At 69.9% G+C, this 15208-nt stretch carries 12 protein-coding genes and 1 pseudogene; all 13 read right to left on the bottom strand.

The window, feature by feature from the left end:
• On the bottom strand, nt 1-608 hold a 608-nt coding region (locus U9978_RS18065; RefSeq protein ID WP_416211026.1), incomplete at its 3' end, for a transcription antitermination factor NusB.
• Nucleotides 605-1561, bottom strand: a complete 957-nt coding sequence (gene fmt / locus U9978_RS18060; RefSeq protein ID WP_322762315.1) for a methionyl-tRNA formyltransferase — start codon at nt 1559-1561, stop codon at nt 605-607. The genes U9978_RS18065 and fmt, both read right to left, overlap by 4 nt.
• Nucleotides 1561-2109, bottom strand: a complete 549-nt coding sequence (gene def, locus U9978_RS18055) for a peptide deformylase (RefSeq protein ID WP_322762314.1) — start codon at nt 2107-2109, stop codon at nt 1561-1563. The genes fmt and def overlap by 1 nt, the downstream gene beginning before the upstream one ends.
• A 188-nt stretch (nt 2110-2297) precedes the next feature.
• Nucleotides 2298-4562, bottom strand: coding sequence for a primosomal protein N' (locus U9978_RS18050; RefSeq protein ID WP_322762313.1), 2265 nt, complete (start codon nt 4560-4562; stop codon nt 2298-2300).
• Between the two features lie 49 nt (nt 4563-4611).
• Entirely contained in the window at nt 4612-5808 is a 1197-nt protein-coding gene (metK, locus tag U9978_RS18045) for a methionine adenosyltransferase (protein ID WP_322762312.1), read from the bottom strand.
• 40 nt (nt 5809-5848) lie between these two features.
• Nucleotides 5849-7135 (bottom strand): bifunctional phosphopantothenoylcysteine decarboxylase/phosphopantothenate--cysteine ligase CoaBC, encoded by a 1287-nt coding sequence (gene coaBC, locus U9978_RS18040; RefSeq protein WP_322762311.1) that lies wholly within the window; start codon nt 7133-7135, stop codon nt 5849-5851.
• Nucleotides 7136-7202: 67 nt separating this feature from the next.
• On the bottom strand, nt 7203-7487 hold the full coding sequence (gene rpoZ / locus U9978_RS18035; protein WP_322747524.1) for a DNA-directed RNA polymerase subunit omega: 285 nt from the start codon (nt 7485-7487) through the stop codon (nt 7203-7205).
• A gap of 282 nt (nt 7488-7769) precedes the next feature.
• Entirely contained in the window at nt 7770-8315 is a 546-nt protein-coding gene (gene gmk, locus U9978_RS18030; RefSeq protein ID WP_322762310.1) for a guanylate kinase, read from the bottom strand.
• A 315-nt stretch (nt 8316-8630) separates the two neighbouring features.
• Entirely contained in the window at nt 8631-8948 is a 318-nt protein-coding gene (gene mihF, locus U9978_RS18025) for an integration host factor, actinobacterial type (protein WP_322762309.1), read from the bottom strand.
• Nucleotides 8949-9209: 261 nt separating this feature from the next.
• A complete protein-coding gene (gene pyrF / locus U9978_RS18020) occupies nt 9210-9962 on the bottom strand; it encodes an orotidine-5'-phosphate decarboxylase (protein WP_322762308.1) in 753 nt (250 codons plus the stop codon).
• A gap of 36 nt (nt 9963-9998) precedes the next feature.
• On the bottom strand, nt 9999-13487 hold the full coding sequence (gene carB / locus U9978_RS18015) for a carbamoyl-phosphate synthase large subunit (RefSeq protein WP_322762307.1): 3489 nt from the start codon (nt 13485-13487) through the stop codon (nt 9999-10001).
• Between the two features lie 79 nt (nt 13488-13566).
• Nucleotides 13567-14658: a glutamine-hydrolyzing carbamoyl-phosphate synthase small subunit gene (gene carA, locus U9978_RS18010; RefSeq protein ID WP_322762332.1), complete on the bottom strand. Its 1092-nt coding sequence runs from the start codon at nt 14656-14658 to the stop codon at nt 13567-13569.
• Nucleotides 14659-14888: 230 nt separating this feature from the next.
• Nucleotides 14889-15208, bottom strand: a pseudogene (locus U9978_RS18005) (hypothetical protein); the annotation flags it as partial.

Raw genomic sequence — 15208 nt, 5'->3', positions numbered from 1 at the left:
TGGGCGGTGACCATCGCGAGATGGCCGATCGGGTCGTCGTCGTAGCGGGGTGCGGCGAGCAGGGCCGCAAGGTCGCCACCGGTCTCATCCACCCGCGACGCGACCCGCCGCAGGACCGCGTTGGCGAACCGGACCGGCCGCTCACCACTGGTATAGCGAACCAGGTCGACCGTTGAGGCGACCGCCGCGCGGGTCGGCACCCTGGTGTACAGCAACTGGTAGACGCCGAGCCGCAGGGCGTCGCGCACCTTCGGGTCCACGGCGTCGACCGGCCGACTGGCAGCCGTCCCGAGCAGGACATCAAGGATACCGATGGCACGCAGCGTGCCGTAGGTCAACTCGGTGGCGAATCCTCGATCCCTGGCCGAGAGCCGGCGCTGAGCCATCAGGGCTGCCAACAGCAGGTTGGCGTATGCGCCACGCTCGTCGACCGCTCGCAGTACCTCCCACGCGAGCAGCCGCGCGGGATCGGCCGGGACGGCCCGTGGCGAGCGTGTCGGCGCCGGCGCCGGCGCCGGCGCCGGCGCGGCCCGGCCCGACGCGGCCCGGCCCGACGCCGACGCGGCGCGGCCCGACGTGCCGGATCCGGCGGCGGTGGCCCGTTTCACGCGAACCGTTCGCCGTCGGTCAACCGGGCGCCACGTGCCCAGGCACCGGCGGTCATGGACGGGCGTCCCTCGGGACGCACATCCCCCAGCAGGACGACCCCGCCGCCGGTTGTGACGGCGATCTCGCCGGCGCCGTCGCCGGCGCGCACGACGATCCGCCCAGGCGCCTGGGTCTGGGCCGTCGAGTCGTCCGACGTGGACAGCGGACGCACCGGGCCGAGCTTGATCCGATGATCGCGAAACGTCGTCCAGGCACCGGGTGCCGGCGTGGCCGCCCGGACCAGCCGATCGACGTGAAAGGCCGGCGCGGACCAGTCGATGCGCACATCGGCCACGGTCAGCTTGCGCGCGATCGACACACCTTCGCCCGGCTGCGGCCGGGCATGCAGGGACGCGTCGTCAATACCGTCCAACACCGCCGTGAGCAGCCGAGCGCCAGCGTCAGCCAGCCGCTCCAGTAGGTCACCGGCGGTGTCATGGGCGCCGATGGTCTCGGTGAGGGTCCCGTACACCGGACCGGTGTCAAGGTCTTCCTCAATCTGGAAGACCGACGCCCCGGTCACCTCGTCCCCGGCGAGCAGAGCATGCTGCACCGGGGCGGCCCCGCGCCACGCCGGCAGCAGTGAGAAATGCAGATTGATCCAGCCATACTTGGGGATGTCGAGGGCCGCCCGCGGGAGCAGCGCCCCATAGGCCACCACCGGACAGCACTCCGGTGCGATGTCAGCGAGGCGTGCAAGGAAGGCGGGATCGCGCGGGCGCTCAGGCGTCAGCACATCCACCGCGGCCTCCTGCGCGAGCGCCCGGACCGGCGAAGGGGCGACCTTTCGACCGCGACCGACCGGACGGTCAGGACGCGTCACCACGGCGACGACCTCATGTCGAGGAGAATCAAGCAGCGCCCGCAGGCTCGGCAGCGCGGCGGCCGGAGTACCGGCGAACACCAACCGCATCAGCGAGCGCGCCCGAACAGCGGATGCGGCGATGCCTTGACCACCGGCGCGGCCTGCCCGGCCCACTCCGCCTCGCGGATGGCTTTCATCGCCGCCTTCTTTGTGATCCGGTCCAGTCGGTCGATGAACAGCACCCCGTCCAGATGGTCGGTCTCGTGTTGGACGCAGCGTGACATCAGGCCGCTGCCCTCGATCGCGACAGGATCACCGTGGACGTTCTGGCCGACTGCCAGCACCCGGTCCGGTCGCTTCAGCTCGAACGCGATGCCGGGTAGCGAGAGGCAGCCCTCCTCGCCGTCCATCATCTCCTCGCTGAACGGCCCCAGCACAGGGTTGACCAGGTGCCCGACCTCACCGTCCACGTCAAAGGTGAACACCCGCAGTGAGACACCGAGCTGCGGCGCGGCCAGCCCGACCCCCTCCGCCTCGTGCATCGTGTCGGTGAGGTCTGCGACGAGCCGGCGAAGCTCCTTGTCAAACGTGGTGACCGGATCGGCCACCGTTCGCAACACCGGGTCTCCCAGCAGTCGGATCTCCCGCACCGTCACTGTCGCACCCCTTCCGGATACACATGTCGAGAGCGGGGGCCGTGGCGCCACACCCATGAAGAGAATCCATGCTACGGGCTGTCGCGGCAGCCCCGAGGGCGCGAAGGCACGACAGCACGACGACGAAAGCACTATGGTCCAAAACACTATGGTTGCACGCGTCCGGGCCTACCCGGATGCGGCGCCCGTCACAACAGGGTGATCGGGTCGAGTATGACCCGTACCGGCGCGGACCGACGGGCGTCGAGCACTCCGCGCGCGGCCTTAAGCGCAACGGCCAGCTGCTGGCCATCTGCCCTGGGGACCCGCACCAGAACACGTTCCCGCCGCTCCTCCCCGGCCCCGGACTCCCCGGCCCCGGACTGCCCGGCCGCGACCCTGCCGGCTGGCCTGCCCACCTCATCTAGAGGGCCGAAGGCGATGCGATCGTGGTTCTGTCGCATCGCCGGAGGCCGAAGTCCCCAGGTCTCCAGGGGAACCGGGCCGAGGAGATCGGCACCGGCCGGGAGCTCCGCGGCGGCGATCAGTTCGGCGACCGGACCGGCGGCGCCCTCGACAGCGGCGATCCGGGTCGCCGGCGGAAAGCCGAGAGCCGCGCGCTCGTCCTGCTCACGACGGATGAACCAACCCGGGTCCCACCGGGTCAGAGCCTGCACCACGGCCAGACCGATATCGGCGGTGACGACGATCCGGCCGCCGTCGGCGGCTGGTCGTGCCAGTGCCGCTGCCGCGCACCAACGCCGCAGAGTCTCCTCGGCGGCCCGCAGGTCCGCGCGGCCCAGGAGCGCCCAGGTGTCGAGCAACAGGACCGCGCCGTACCCGCCGTCGGCGAGCGGCTCGGCGCCGGGAGTGGCCACCACGAGTGCGGGCGTGGCCGTGACGCTCGCCAGCACACCGTCGCGGCCCGACGTGCGCACGGTGATGCCCGGAAACGCGCGGCCGAGTTCCTCGGCCGTCCGCCGGTCACCGACGACGGTTGCCCGCAACCGGGTGTCACCACAGGACGGACACCGCCACCCGGCTGCCCCCGCCGGCGGTTGGCTGGAGAGGTCGACGGCGGGGCGTCCGCACCAGGTACAGGCGGGTGGCCCGGCGCCGCTCGGACGCCCGAGCGAACCCTGGCAGTGGCCGCATCGGGCCGGGCGACGACAGCCCGCACAGGCCAGTGAAAGTTGGTACCCGCGCCGCGGCACCTGGACGAGCACCGGCGTGCCGGCGGCCAGCGCGTCGTGGGCCGCCCGCCAGGCAAGAGACGGCAGCCGCGCGGCCCGCGCCGCCGGATCCCTGGCCTCTTCAAAGTCCGAACCGGTGGCCTCCACCCGGGCGGCGGCGGCCCGTACCATCGGCCGCGGCGGGGTCAGCGCGCCGGCCCAGCCGACGCTGACCAGTGCCTGTGCGTCGGCCGACGGCGACCACCCTCCGATGAGCAGGCCCGACCGCTGCTGCCGAGAGCGCAACACGGCGACGTCGCGGGTGTGCGGGTAGGGAGAGCGCGGTTCGGCGTGCAGATCGTCCCCGTCGTCCCAGACGATGATCAGGCCGAGGTCGCGGACCGGCGCGAACACGGCGGCGCGGGTGCCCACCACGACCTGCACGGTCCCGCGGCTGACGGCCAGGAATCGGCGGTACCGTTCGGCCGGGCCGAGGTCGGCGCGCAGCGCGACACAGCCCGCCGCGCCGGGGACATCCCCCATTGCGGTCATGACACGGTCGATGTCCCGATGATCGGGCACGACGACCAGGGCACCCCGGTCGGATCGGACTGTGGCGGCCACGGCCGCGGTCACCATCGCCGGCCAGGACGGCCCGGGAAGTGCCCACCACACCGCTCGGGGGCTGCCACCGGCGGCCAGGTCGCCCAACAGCCGTTCGCCCTGGGGGTACTGCGACCAGGCGCCAGCAGGCACGTCAGCGGCAGGCACGTCAGTAACTGGCACGTCAGTAGCTGGCGGCGACTCCTTCTCCACCCGGGCGTGCCGGGGCGGGACGGCGAGACGGAGCACGTCGGTGAGGGTCCCGGCGTAGCGGTCGGCCACCGCCCGAGCCAGTTCCGCGATCTCAGGCGCGAGGATCGGCTCCGGCGACACCACGCGGGTCAGGAACGCGAGCGTGCCGGTGTGGTCCGACCGCTCGCACCGGCTCAGGATGAACCCGTCGACGAGCCGACCGGCGAAGCGGACCCGGACCCGCGCGCCGGGAACGGCTGCCTGCGCCCACTGCGCCGGCACCAGGTAGTCGAACAGCCGATCCAGGTGGGCAGGTGAGACGTCCACCGCGACCCTGGCGACCGGCAGGTCACCCGCCGGTTGCGGCGCACCCAGGCCGGTGGACCGCGCCGGACGCCGAGTCGTCCCGGCGCTCGCGGGTCGGCGGGACGGCTCGCCCGGCGCCGGTGGGCGGGATGCGCCGCCCGGCGCATCCCGCCCACTGCGAACGCCAGGCTGTTCGGGCATACCTCGTTTAGTATCAGGCGCCTCCGACAGATCCGGTGGCGCCTCGGAGCTACCCGCGGACGGCGGTCGCCAGGAGATCCGCGCGCGATGTCGACTCCCAGGTGAAGTCGATCTCCGGGCGGCCGAAGTGACCGTATGCGGCGGTCTGGGTATAGATGGGCCGCAGCAGATCCAGATCCCGGATGATCGCAGCTGGCCGCAGGTCGAAAACAGTGGTCACGGCATCCTGGATCTGCTCGTCGGGCACTGTGCCGGTCCCGAAGGTCTCGACGAACAGACCAACCGGTTGCGCCTTGCCGATGGCGTAGGCCACCTGGACCTCGCAGCGGCGGGCGAGCCCGGCCGCGACGACGTTCTTGGCGACCCAGCGCATCGCGTACGCGGCCGAGCGGTCGACCTTGGACGGGTCCTTGCCGGAGAAGGCGCCGCCGCCGTGCCGGGCCATCCCGCCATAGGTGTCCACGATGATCTTGCGTCCGGTGAGACCGGCGTCTCCCATGGGGCCGCCGACCTCGAACCTGCCGGTCGGGTTCACCAGCAGCCGGTACCCCTCGGTAGCGATCTCGAGTGCGGCCAGCTCCGGGGTGACGACGTATTCGGCGACGTCCGGCGCGAGCAGGGTGTCAAGATCGATGTCGGCCGCGTGCTGGGTGGACACGACCACGGTGTCCAGCCGAACCGGCCGACCGGCCGAGTACTCGATCGTGACCTGGGTCTTGCCGTCCGGACGCAGGTAGCCGACCTTTCCGTCCTTGCGCACGGCGGCCAGACTGCGGGCGAGCCGGTGCGCCAGTGCGATCGGCAACGGCATCAGCTCGGGAGTCTCGTCACAGGCGAAGCCGAACATCAGCCCTTGGTCGCCGGCGCCCTGCTTGTCCAGCTCGTCGTCGCTGGATCCGCCGACCCGGGTCTCGTGGGCGCTGTCGACACCCTGAGCGATATCGGGCGACTGCGAGCCGATCGACACGCTCACGCCACAGGACGCGCCGTCAAAGCCCTTCTTGGACGAGTCGTAACCGATCTCGAGAACGCGGTCCCGGACGACGGCCGCGATGTCCACATAGGTGTCCGTGGTGACCTCACCGGCGACGTGGACCTGACCAGTAGTGATCAGAGTCTCGACCGCGACCCGGCTGTATGGGTCATCCTTGATCATTGCATCGAGGATGGAGTCGCTGATCTGATCAGCGATCTTGTCCGGATGCCCCTCGGTAACGGACTCGGACGTAAACAGGCGCGTCGCCACGTTCTGACCCCCTGGGAGATCCAGTCGATTCCGGCGCAGTCTACCGACGGACACCGTCGGCAACAGCGATAACAGTGCCATCGAGCGGCGGGAGTCGGCTGACCACCAGGTCGAGCACGCGGTGCGAAAGAAGATCCTTGCTGGTCCGTTCGATCACCGTCTCAGTGCCGTCCGAGCCGAGCACCACGGCGGCGTTGTCCTCGACCTCGAAACCGAGGCCGTCACCGACCTGGTTGACCACGAGCAGGTCCGCTCCCTTGCGGGCGAGCTTCTCCCGGCCGAGGTCGAGCAGGTCGACCCCTGGCGCGCCGGTCTCCGCGGCGAAGCCGACGAGCACCTGACCGGGCCGGCGGGCGGCGACCAGCTCGGTCAGCACGTCCGGATTACGGACCAGGGTGACGGGCTGGGGATCACCGTCCGTTTTCTTGATCTTATGGGTCGCCCGGTTGACGGGCCGGAAATCCGCGACCGCAGCCGCCATGATGACCACGGCGGCCGCAGGCGCCTCCGCGTGCACGGCCGCCCGCAGCTGTGCGGTGGACACCACGCGAACGGTACGGGCTCCCGCGACCTCCGCAAGAGCCACGTTGGCCGCCACGACGACGACCTGCGCGCCCCGGGCGAGCGCCGCCCTGGCCAGCGCGTAGCCCTGCCGGCCGCTCGAGGAGTTGCCGAGGAAACGGACCGGATCCAGATGTTCGCGGGTACCACCAGCGCTGATCACAACCGTACGCCCGGTCAGGTCCGGTGCGAGCCCGTTGCGGGTCAGCACCGCCCGGGCCACCGACGCGATCTCCGCTGGTTCCGGGAGCCGGCCCGCTCCGGAGTCCGCGCCGGTCAGGCGGCCCACCGCCGGATCGATGACCACAGCGCCGCGGGCCCGGAGCGTCTCCACATTGGCCCGGGTCGCCGGATGCTCCCACATCTCGGTGTGCATGGCCGGCGCGAACACGACCGGACAGCGCGCCGTGAGCAGGGTGGCGGTCAGCAGGTCGTCGCAGCGTCCGGTCGCAGCGCGTGCGAGGAGGTCCGCCGTGGCCGGGACGACCAGGACGAGGTCGGCCTCGCGCCCCAGCCGTACGTGTGCCACCTGCGCGGCGTCGGTCCACACCTCGGTTGACACCGGATGGCCTGACAACGCGGCCCAGGTCGGCTCACCGACGAACCGCAACGCCGCGTCCGTCGGTACGACCCGTACGTCATGCCCGGTCTCGGTCAGCTGACGAAGCACCTCGACCGCCTTGTAGGCCGCGATCCCGCCGGCCACGCCCAGCACGATGCGGGGGCGTCGCGGACTCGCGCACGACCCGACCGGTTCGCCCGTCATCCCGTCATCCCGTCATCCCGACAGCACGATCAGAGCAGCGGACCCGGTCACTGCGGGCGATGCCTGGTCAGGAGACCGGTGGCAGCGGCTCGATGACGGTCTCATGCGTCAGCAGGCCGGCGTTGATCTCACGCAATGCGATCGACAGCGGCTTCTCCTGCGCGCTGGCCGTTTCCACCAGCGGTCCGACGTACTCCAGCAGGCCCTCACCCAGCTGCGAGTAGTAGGCGTTGATCTGGCGGGCCCGCTTGGCCGCGTAGATCACCAAGCTGTACTTGGAGTCGGTGGCTTCCAGGAGCTCGTCGATCGGCGGGTTGGTGATGCCTTCGGGCTGCGCGACAGTGCCGGACACGGTGTCCTTCCGGAAAACACAGGGGCTGTCAGCTCGTGGTGAGCCGCCAGCATGCTCGGGGTTGGCGGGAGCGGACGGGGAGCGGTTGGATCGTCATGAGCCCCGGTGTAGCGCGAACCCACGATCAACCCGCGAACTCACGATCAACCCACGATCAACCCACGACGCACCACAATATTGCCTCACAACAATATTGCCCTTCAGCGTAGAGCAGGCCCCGGCCTGTCGGCGCGCAGCCCCCCGGGTCGTCGCCGCCAACTCGTCCCCATCAACGCGTAGCCGTCAACTGGCAGCCATCAGGGACACCAGTCGCGCCGCCGCCGTCGTCACGTCGTCGTTGACCACGACCTCGTCGAACTCCGTTTCGGCGGCGAGCTCGATGCGCGCGCGGTCGAGCCGGCGTCTTATCACTTCCGGCGCCTCCGTGCCCCGATCGACCAGCCGGCGGACCAGTTCCTCCCAGGACGGTGGGGCGAGGAAGACGAACCGGGCGTCTGACATGCTCGAACGCACCTGGCGGGCGCCCTGCAGCTCGATCTCCAGCAGACAGGGTACCCCTGCGGCCAGCCGTTCCTCCAGCGGCGCGCGCGGCGTCCCGTACGCGTGACCCGCGAACATCGCATGCTCCAGAAGTTCACCGCTCTTGACCATCAACGCGAACTCCTCGGCGTCGACGAAGCGATACTCCACCCCGTCGGTCTCGCCCGGCCGGGGCGCGCGTGTCGTGCAGCTGACCGAGACCCAGACCTCAGGGTGGCGCCGGCGCACCGCGGCGACGACGGTCCCCTTCCCGACACCCGACGGACCGGACAGAACGGTGAGCCGCATCATCACACCCTAGACTCCGGGTGCTCTTCAATGCCGCCGGGCGTGCGACAAAACCAAGATCGCACACCCTTTGGCCAACCAGACTCTTCAAGGCCGCCGGGCGTGCGACAAAACCAAGATCGCACACCCTTTGGCCAACCGATCGGCTCGTTTCGCGCTGCCGAAGCCCGGCGGAACCCTGAACTCCTGTGCGCGGGCAAAGAAACAGTCGGTACGGCGGCCCGACGGCGCGAAGTTCTCGCCATTACCGAGACGCCGCACCGACCCACGACGGCCGAGGATGTGCGGCACAGACCTGCCGGACACTGGTAGTGATCAGGTTGCCGTGAACTCCTGAACCAGTGCGGCACGCTGTTTGGCACCAAGACCTCGCAGGCGACGGCTGTCGCTGATCGCGAGTCGTTCCATGATCTTCGTGGCACGGACACGACCGACGCCGGGCAGGGATTCGAGAACAGCGGCCACCTTCATCTTTCCAATGACCTCATCGGTGTCGGCTCTCTCAAGGACGGACGCGAGTGACACTTCCGCCTTCTTGAGCCGCTCCTTGAGTTCTGCACGCTGCTTACGCGCCAACCCAGCTTTCTCGAGGGCAGCAGCCCTCTGCTCGGGCGTCAGGGGCGGCAGGGGCACGGGTACGCCTCCTTCTTTCGGGTGATCGCGGCGCCGCGCAAACTAGCGAGTAACGGGCGTCTCGGTCCAGTCGGTAGCACGGGTACATCCTCGGACTATTGTCCACAAGACTGTGCCCGGATGTCCGGATGAATCGCGTTGCCCGCGCCGTACCGTTTGCTTTCGGTCGCTCGAGAACCCACCGTACCGGGCAGATCGCCTCGAGATGGCCCAATCGGGGCCTGTGTGACGTCACACCAGGTCAGCGGCACAGTGACGGTGTCAGCTACCGGTCACAAACCGAGCCGCGGCGGCCCGCGGATCGCTCGAGGCAATGATCGGACGCCCCACCACCAGAAGGTCGGAACCCGCCCGAAGGGCCGCGGCGGGCGTCGCGGTGCGCGCTTGATCGTCGACGTTCGCGCCCGCCGGCCGGACTCCGGGAGTGATAAGAGTCACATCGTTGCCGACCTCAGCGCGCACCGCCGACACTTCCTGCGGACTGCATACTACGGCCCGCGCGCCAGCGGCCACCGCCAGCACAGCAAGACGGCGAACAACGTCGGACGGCGGCCCGCCGAACCCGGACGAGGCGAGCTCGGCACCGCTCAGCGACGTCAGGACGGTGACCGCGGCGATCTCGACATCCGGCGCGGCATCGACCGCCGCCCGCACCATCGCAGCGCCGCCCGCGGCGTGCACCGTCACGTATCTGGGACCGAGACGGGCCACCGAACGCATCCCCCCGGCCACCGTGTGGGGGATGTCATGCAACTTGAGGTCGAGGAAGAGGCCGATCCTGTCCCGCGCAGCCGTGCCCGGCCCCGGCGCACCTCCGATCGCGTCCCACAGCGCGGTCACGATCGTCGGCCCCTCGCGGTAGAACAGTTCCAAGCCGACCTTCACCACGGCGACGTGGGGCGCCACCGCGCGGGCAAGGCGCAACGCCTGCGGCCCGTCGGGTACGTCCAGCGCGACCGCCACCGGGGGCCGCGACGTCCACGCGGCCAGCCGTGTCCCCGGCAACCCCGTCACCCCGTCACCCCGTCACCCCGTCAGCGTGTGAGACCGTCAGCCGGTCAGCCCAGGCGTCGTGGCCGGTGTGACCCGGCCGGTCGCGCCCTGTTCGTCCTGGGCGCCGTGGACCTCCCCGATGGCGTGGGCATCAGCGGGCCGGGCATCAGCGGGCTGCGAATCGGCGGGCTGGGCCACGTCAGCGAGCTGGAGGTCGGGGGAAAGGGTCCGCAACGGGGCACCGGTGACGTCAGTTACACCGGACCCATCCCGATCGGTCCATGCGGCGTGCAGATCCGCATGGAAGCTCTGCAACGGCATGACGCCGATCTCGCCGCGGACCAGGGCCTCGATCCCCTGCACGCAGGCGGCCGCGCCCTGGATCGTGGTGATGCAGGGCACGCCGATCACCACACACGCCGTTCGAATCTCGTATCCGTCCAGTCGCGGCCCCACCCCGCACGGCGTGTTGATCACAAGGTCGATCTGACCAGATGTGATCATATCAACACAGTCGATCAGATTGGCACTCGGCGTCGAGTGCTTTCCAAGCACAACTGCCTTCACTCCGTTGCGACGCAGCACCTCCGCGGTTCCCTCGGTGGCATAGATCACAAAACCGAGATCCGCGAGCCGCTTGATCGGAAAGATCATCGCACGTTTGTCACGGTTGGCCACGGAGACGAACACCCTGCCATAGGTGGGCAGCGAGGCGTAGGCCGCCGCCTGCGACTTCGCGTAGGCGGTGCCGAAGCCCGCGTCGATGCCCATGACCTCGCCGGTAGACTTCATCTCGGGTCCGAGTATGGTGTCCACCCCGCGCCCACCGGCATCCCGGAACCGGCCGAAGGGCAGCACCGCCTCCTTCACCGCGATGTGGGAATCCACCGGCAGCGTCGCGCCGTCGCCGCGGGGCGGCAGCAGCCCCTCCGCACGCAGTTGCGCGATGGTCGCACCGACCATCACTCGGGCCGCGGCCTTCGCCAGCGGCACCGCCGTCGCCTTCGACACGAACGGCACGGTGCGTGACGCCCTCGGGTTGGCCTCCAGGACGTACAGGACGTCGGACTGCAGCGCGTACTGGACGTTGAGCAGACCCCGCACCCCGACCCCCTGCGCGATCAGCCGGGTGGACTCCCGGATCCGCTCCAGGTCGGCGCGGCCCAGTGTGATCGGTGGCAGCGCGCAGGCCGAGTCCCCGGAGTGGACCCCCGCCTCCTCGATGTGCTCCATCACGCCACCGAGGTACAGATCCGTGCCGTCGTAGAGGGCGTCCACGTCGATCTCGACGGCATCGTCGAGGAACCGGTCGACCAACACCGGATGTTCAGGGGAGATCTCGGTCGCCCGCTCGATGTAGGTCCGCAGCATCTGGTCGTCGTAAACGATCTCCATCCCGCGCCCGCCGAGCACGTAGGACGGCCGTACCAGCACCGGATAACCGATCCGCTCCGCCACCGTCCGGGCCTCGGCATAGGACGTCGCCACCCCGTGCGGCGGTGAGGGCAGCCCGGCCCGAGCAAGCACCCGCCCGAACAGGCCGCGGTCCTCGGCCATGTGGATCGCGCGCGGGGGCGTCCCGACGATCGGGACGTCGGCGGCGGCGAGCGCCGCCGCGATACCCAGCGGAGTCTGACCGCCAAGCTGAACGATCACCCCGACCAGCGGGCCGGCCCGGCGCTCGGCGTGGACGACCTCCAGGACGTCCTCGACGGTGAGCGGCTCCACATAGAGCCGGTCGGCGGTGTCGTAGTCGGTGGACACCGTCTCCGGGTTACAGTTGATCATAATCGTCTCGTAGCCGGCGGCCGACAGCGCCATCACCGCGTGGCAGCAGGCGTAGTCGAACTCGATGCCCTGCCCGATCCGGTTCGGCCCGCTACCCAGAACAATCACCCGCGGCCGGTCGCCGACGGCGATCTCGGTCTCGGAATCGTAGGACGAATAGTGGTAGGGCGTGGCGGAGGCGAACTCGGCCGCGCAGGTGTCGACCGTCTTGTAGACCGGCCGGATACCGGCGCGGTGCCGGAACGTGCGGACCACGTCCTCCTTGGTCCCCAGAACCTCGGCGAGCTGTGCGTCGGAGAAACCCGCACGCTTGGCCCGCAGGATCCCCGCCGAGTCGCGGCTGATGGTCGCGGCGATCTCGTTGATGCCGGCGATCTGCTCGACGAACCAGCGATCGATGCCGGTGACCTCGGTGACCCGGGCCGGGTCAGCGCCGGCCCGCAGTGCCTGCTGGACCGTACGCAGCCGCCCGTCATGCGGAATGCGGGCCTGTTCCAGGAGCTCGTCTGCGTCCGCGGTCCCGCCGGCGAAGGAGAACACCGCGCTGGGCTGCTCCAGGGATCGTTGGGCCTTCTGCAGCGCCTCGGCGAAGCTACGCCCCATGCCCATGGCCTCACCGACCGACTTCATCGTGGTCGTCAGCGTCGGGTCCGCCCCGGGGAACTTCTCGAAGGCGAAGCGGGGCACCTTCACCACCACGTAGTCCAGCGCCGGTTCGAACGCCGCCGGTGTGGTGCGGGTGATGTCGTTGGGGATCTCGTCCAAGGTGTAACCGAGCGCGAGTTTCGCCGATATCTTCGCGATCGGGTATCCGGTGGCCTTCGAGGCCAGAGCCGACGACCGGGACACCCGGGGATTCATCTCGATCACGACGAGCCGCCCGGTGGCCGGGTCTACCGCGAACTGGATGTTGCAGCCGCCCGCGTCGACGCCCACCGCACGCATGACCGCGATGGCCATGTTCCGCATCTGTTGGTATTCGCGGTCGGTCAACGTCATCGCCGGCGCCACCGTCACCGAGTCGCCGGTGTGCACGCCCATCGGGTCGATGTTCTCGATCGAGCAGACCACGACCACGTTGTCGGCGCAGTCACGCATCAGCTCAAGCTCGAACTCCTTCCAGCCGAGGACGGACTCCTCGACGAGCACCTCCGAGGACGGGCTCGCGGCGATGCCGTCCGCGGCCATCCGGCGCAGTTCACCGGCGTCATGAGCGAAACCGCTGCCGGCGCCGCCGAGGGTGAAGCTCGGCCGCACCACGACCGGGTACTGGAATTCATCGGCGGCGTCGAGACACTGCTGCGGCGTCGTGCAGATGGCGCTGCGGGCGGTCTCACCACCAACCGACGCGACGATGTCCTTGAACGCCTGACGGTCCTCACCGGCACGGATCGCGTCGATGTTCGCGCCGATCAGGCGGATGCCGTACCGGTCGAGGACACCGGAGTCGTGCAGCGCGACCGCGGTGTTCAGCGCGGTCTGGCCACCCATCGTCGCGAGCAGCGCGTCGGGCCGCTCCCGGTCGATGATTTTGGTGACCATGTCAAGTGTGATCGGTTCGATGTAGGTGGCGTCCGCCAGATCCGGGTCGGTCATGATCGTGGCCGGATTGCTGTTGACCAGCACCACCCGCAGGCCTTCGGCACGCAACACCCGGCAGGCCTGGGTACCGGAGTAGTCGAACTCGCAGGCCTGACCGATGACGATCGGCCCTGATCCGATGACCAGGACGCTGCTCAGATCTTCTCGCCGCGGCATCAGCGCATGACCTCCCGTCGCAATCCCTGCGCGTACGCCTGCGCGGGTGTACCCGGCCCGCCGTGTCGCTCACGTGTGCTCACCGGAATGCCGCCATGAGATCGCGGAACCGTTCGAACAGATCGTGCGCGTCGTGGGGCCCAGGAGCCGCCTCAGGATGAAACTGGACGCTGAAAGCGGGTACATCCAGACATGCCAGACCCTCCACCACGCCGTCATTGAGCGCGACATGGCTGACCTCGACCGGCCCGTAGGGCGTCCGGGTGACGCGGTCACGCGGTGCCCGGACGGCAAAACCGTGGTTGTGGCTGGTCACCGCGATCCGGCCGGTCGCGGTGTCGGCAACCGGCTGGTTCACACCGCGGTGGCCGTAGGTCAGCTTGTAGGTCTCAAAGCCCAGCGCTCGGGCCAGCACCTGGTTGCCGAAGCAGATCCCGAAGATCGGAATTCCGGCGTCCAGCACCACGCGCACGGCCTCGACCGCGTAGTCCGCGGTCGAGGGATCTCCCGGGCCGTTGGACAGGAACACCCCGTCCGGGGCGAGGTTGAGCAACGCGGCGCCACCGGCGTGGGCCGGCAGGACGTGTGTCTGACAACCGAGCGCGGACAGCGCCAGCGGCGTCGACCGCTTCATGCCCAGATCGAGCGCGGCAACCCTGAACATGGGCACACCGGTCGCAGCCTGCACCACGTACGGCTCCCGCGTGCTGACCTCCGGTGCCAGATCCGCACCGGCCATCCGCGGGCTCGCGCGCACCGACGCCAACAGGATGTCCGCGTCCTGCGCGGCATCGGCGATACCGCACCGCATCACTCCACGTTCCCGCAGGTGGCGGGTGAGTGCCCGGGTGTCGACGCCGCTGATGCCCACCACGCCGGCGGCCACCAACGCGTCGTCCAGGGTCCGGCGCGAGCGCCAGCTGGAGGCGATCGGACTCGGATCGCGAACCACGAAGCCGGCCACATGGATCTTCGACGACTCGTCGTCCTCGTCGTTCATACCGGTGTTGCCGATATGCGGCGCGGTCATGACCACGATCTGGCGGTGGTAGGACGGATCGGTCAGCGTCTCCTGATACCCGGTCATGCCGGTAGCGAAGACGATCTCACCGAACGCCTCCCCCGACGCCCCGAACGCCTCCCCTGCGAAGCTGCGTCCGTCCTCGAGCATCAGGCGCACGGCCCGACTACCGGCCGCGGTCTGACCAGTGCCGTCCCACGCACGCTCCGACGACAGCTGCAGGGAGCCGGTGTCCGGCTCCGACCCGCCATGCCCCTGGGACCCTTCGGGCCGCTCGCTCCCGCCTGCGCTCACCACATCACCGGTTCGCTGCGGCGACCCGCTCCCTGCGTCCCCGTCCTCGTACCTCGGACGCGAACTCCGCTCGCTCCCGCCTGCGCTCACCAGGTGTCCTTCTTCATCTTTCGGACGACCTCCCCCAGTGGGGAGGTGAGGGGATCAACATGGGCGGGGTTGTGATACCCCGCGCTCTCCTTGCCAGTGCCGCCGGTACCGCCGGCGCTGGCGGGGCCGTCGGGACCGCCCGGCCCACCCCGTGGCCCGGGAGCGTCGGCCGTGCGCGGCGCGCGGGTGACGATCGGTATCGGTGCGGTACCCGCCCGGGGCATACCCGGTGGGGTGGCGGGACCGAGCACCGGCGGGCTGCCGCCCAGCGCGCCGGGCGAGCGGGCCGGTGGCACGCTGCCGGCCGGCGGCGGCC

The sequence above is a fragment of the Protofrankia sp. Cr2 genome, assembly GCF_963555885.1.
Lineage (GTDB): Bacteria > Actinomycetota > Actinomycetes > Frankiales > Frankiaceae > Protofrankia.
Note: the sequence above shows the minus strand (reverse complement) of the source record. Positions and strands in the feature narration are given on the sequence as shown.

Excerpts from the sequence above, each read along its gene's own strand:
- fmt (WP_322762315.1), bottom strand. The coding sequence starts at position 1,561 with ATGCGGTTGGTGTTCGCCGGTACTCCGGCCGCCGCGCTGCCGAGCCTG.
- U9978_RS18050 (WP_322762313.1), bottom strand. The coding sequence starts at position 4,562 with ATGCCCGAACAGCCTGGCGTTCGCAGTGGGCGGGATGCGCCGGGCGGC.
- coaBC (WP_322762311.1), bottom strand. The coding sequence starts at position 7,135 with ATGACGGGCGAACCGGTCGGGTCGTGCGCGAGTCCGCGACGCCCCCGC.
- gmk (WP_322762310.1), bottom strand. The coding sequence starts at position 8,315 with ATGCGGCTCACCGTTCTGTCCGGTCCGTCGGGTGTCGGGAAGGGGACC.
- carB (WP_322762307.1), bottom strand. The coding sequence starts at position 13,487 with ATGCCGCGGCGAGAAGATCTGAGCAGCGTCCTGGTCATCGGATCAGGG.
- carA (WP_322762332.1), bottom strand. The coding sequence starts at position 14,658 with ATGCTCGAGGACGGACGCAGCTTCGCAGGGGAGGCGTTCGGGGCGTCG.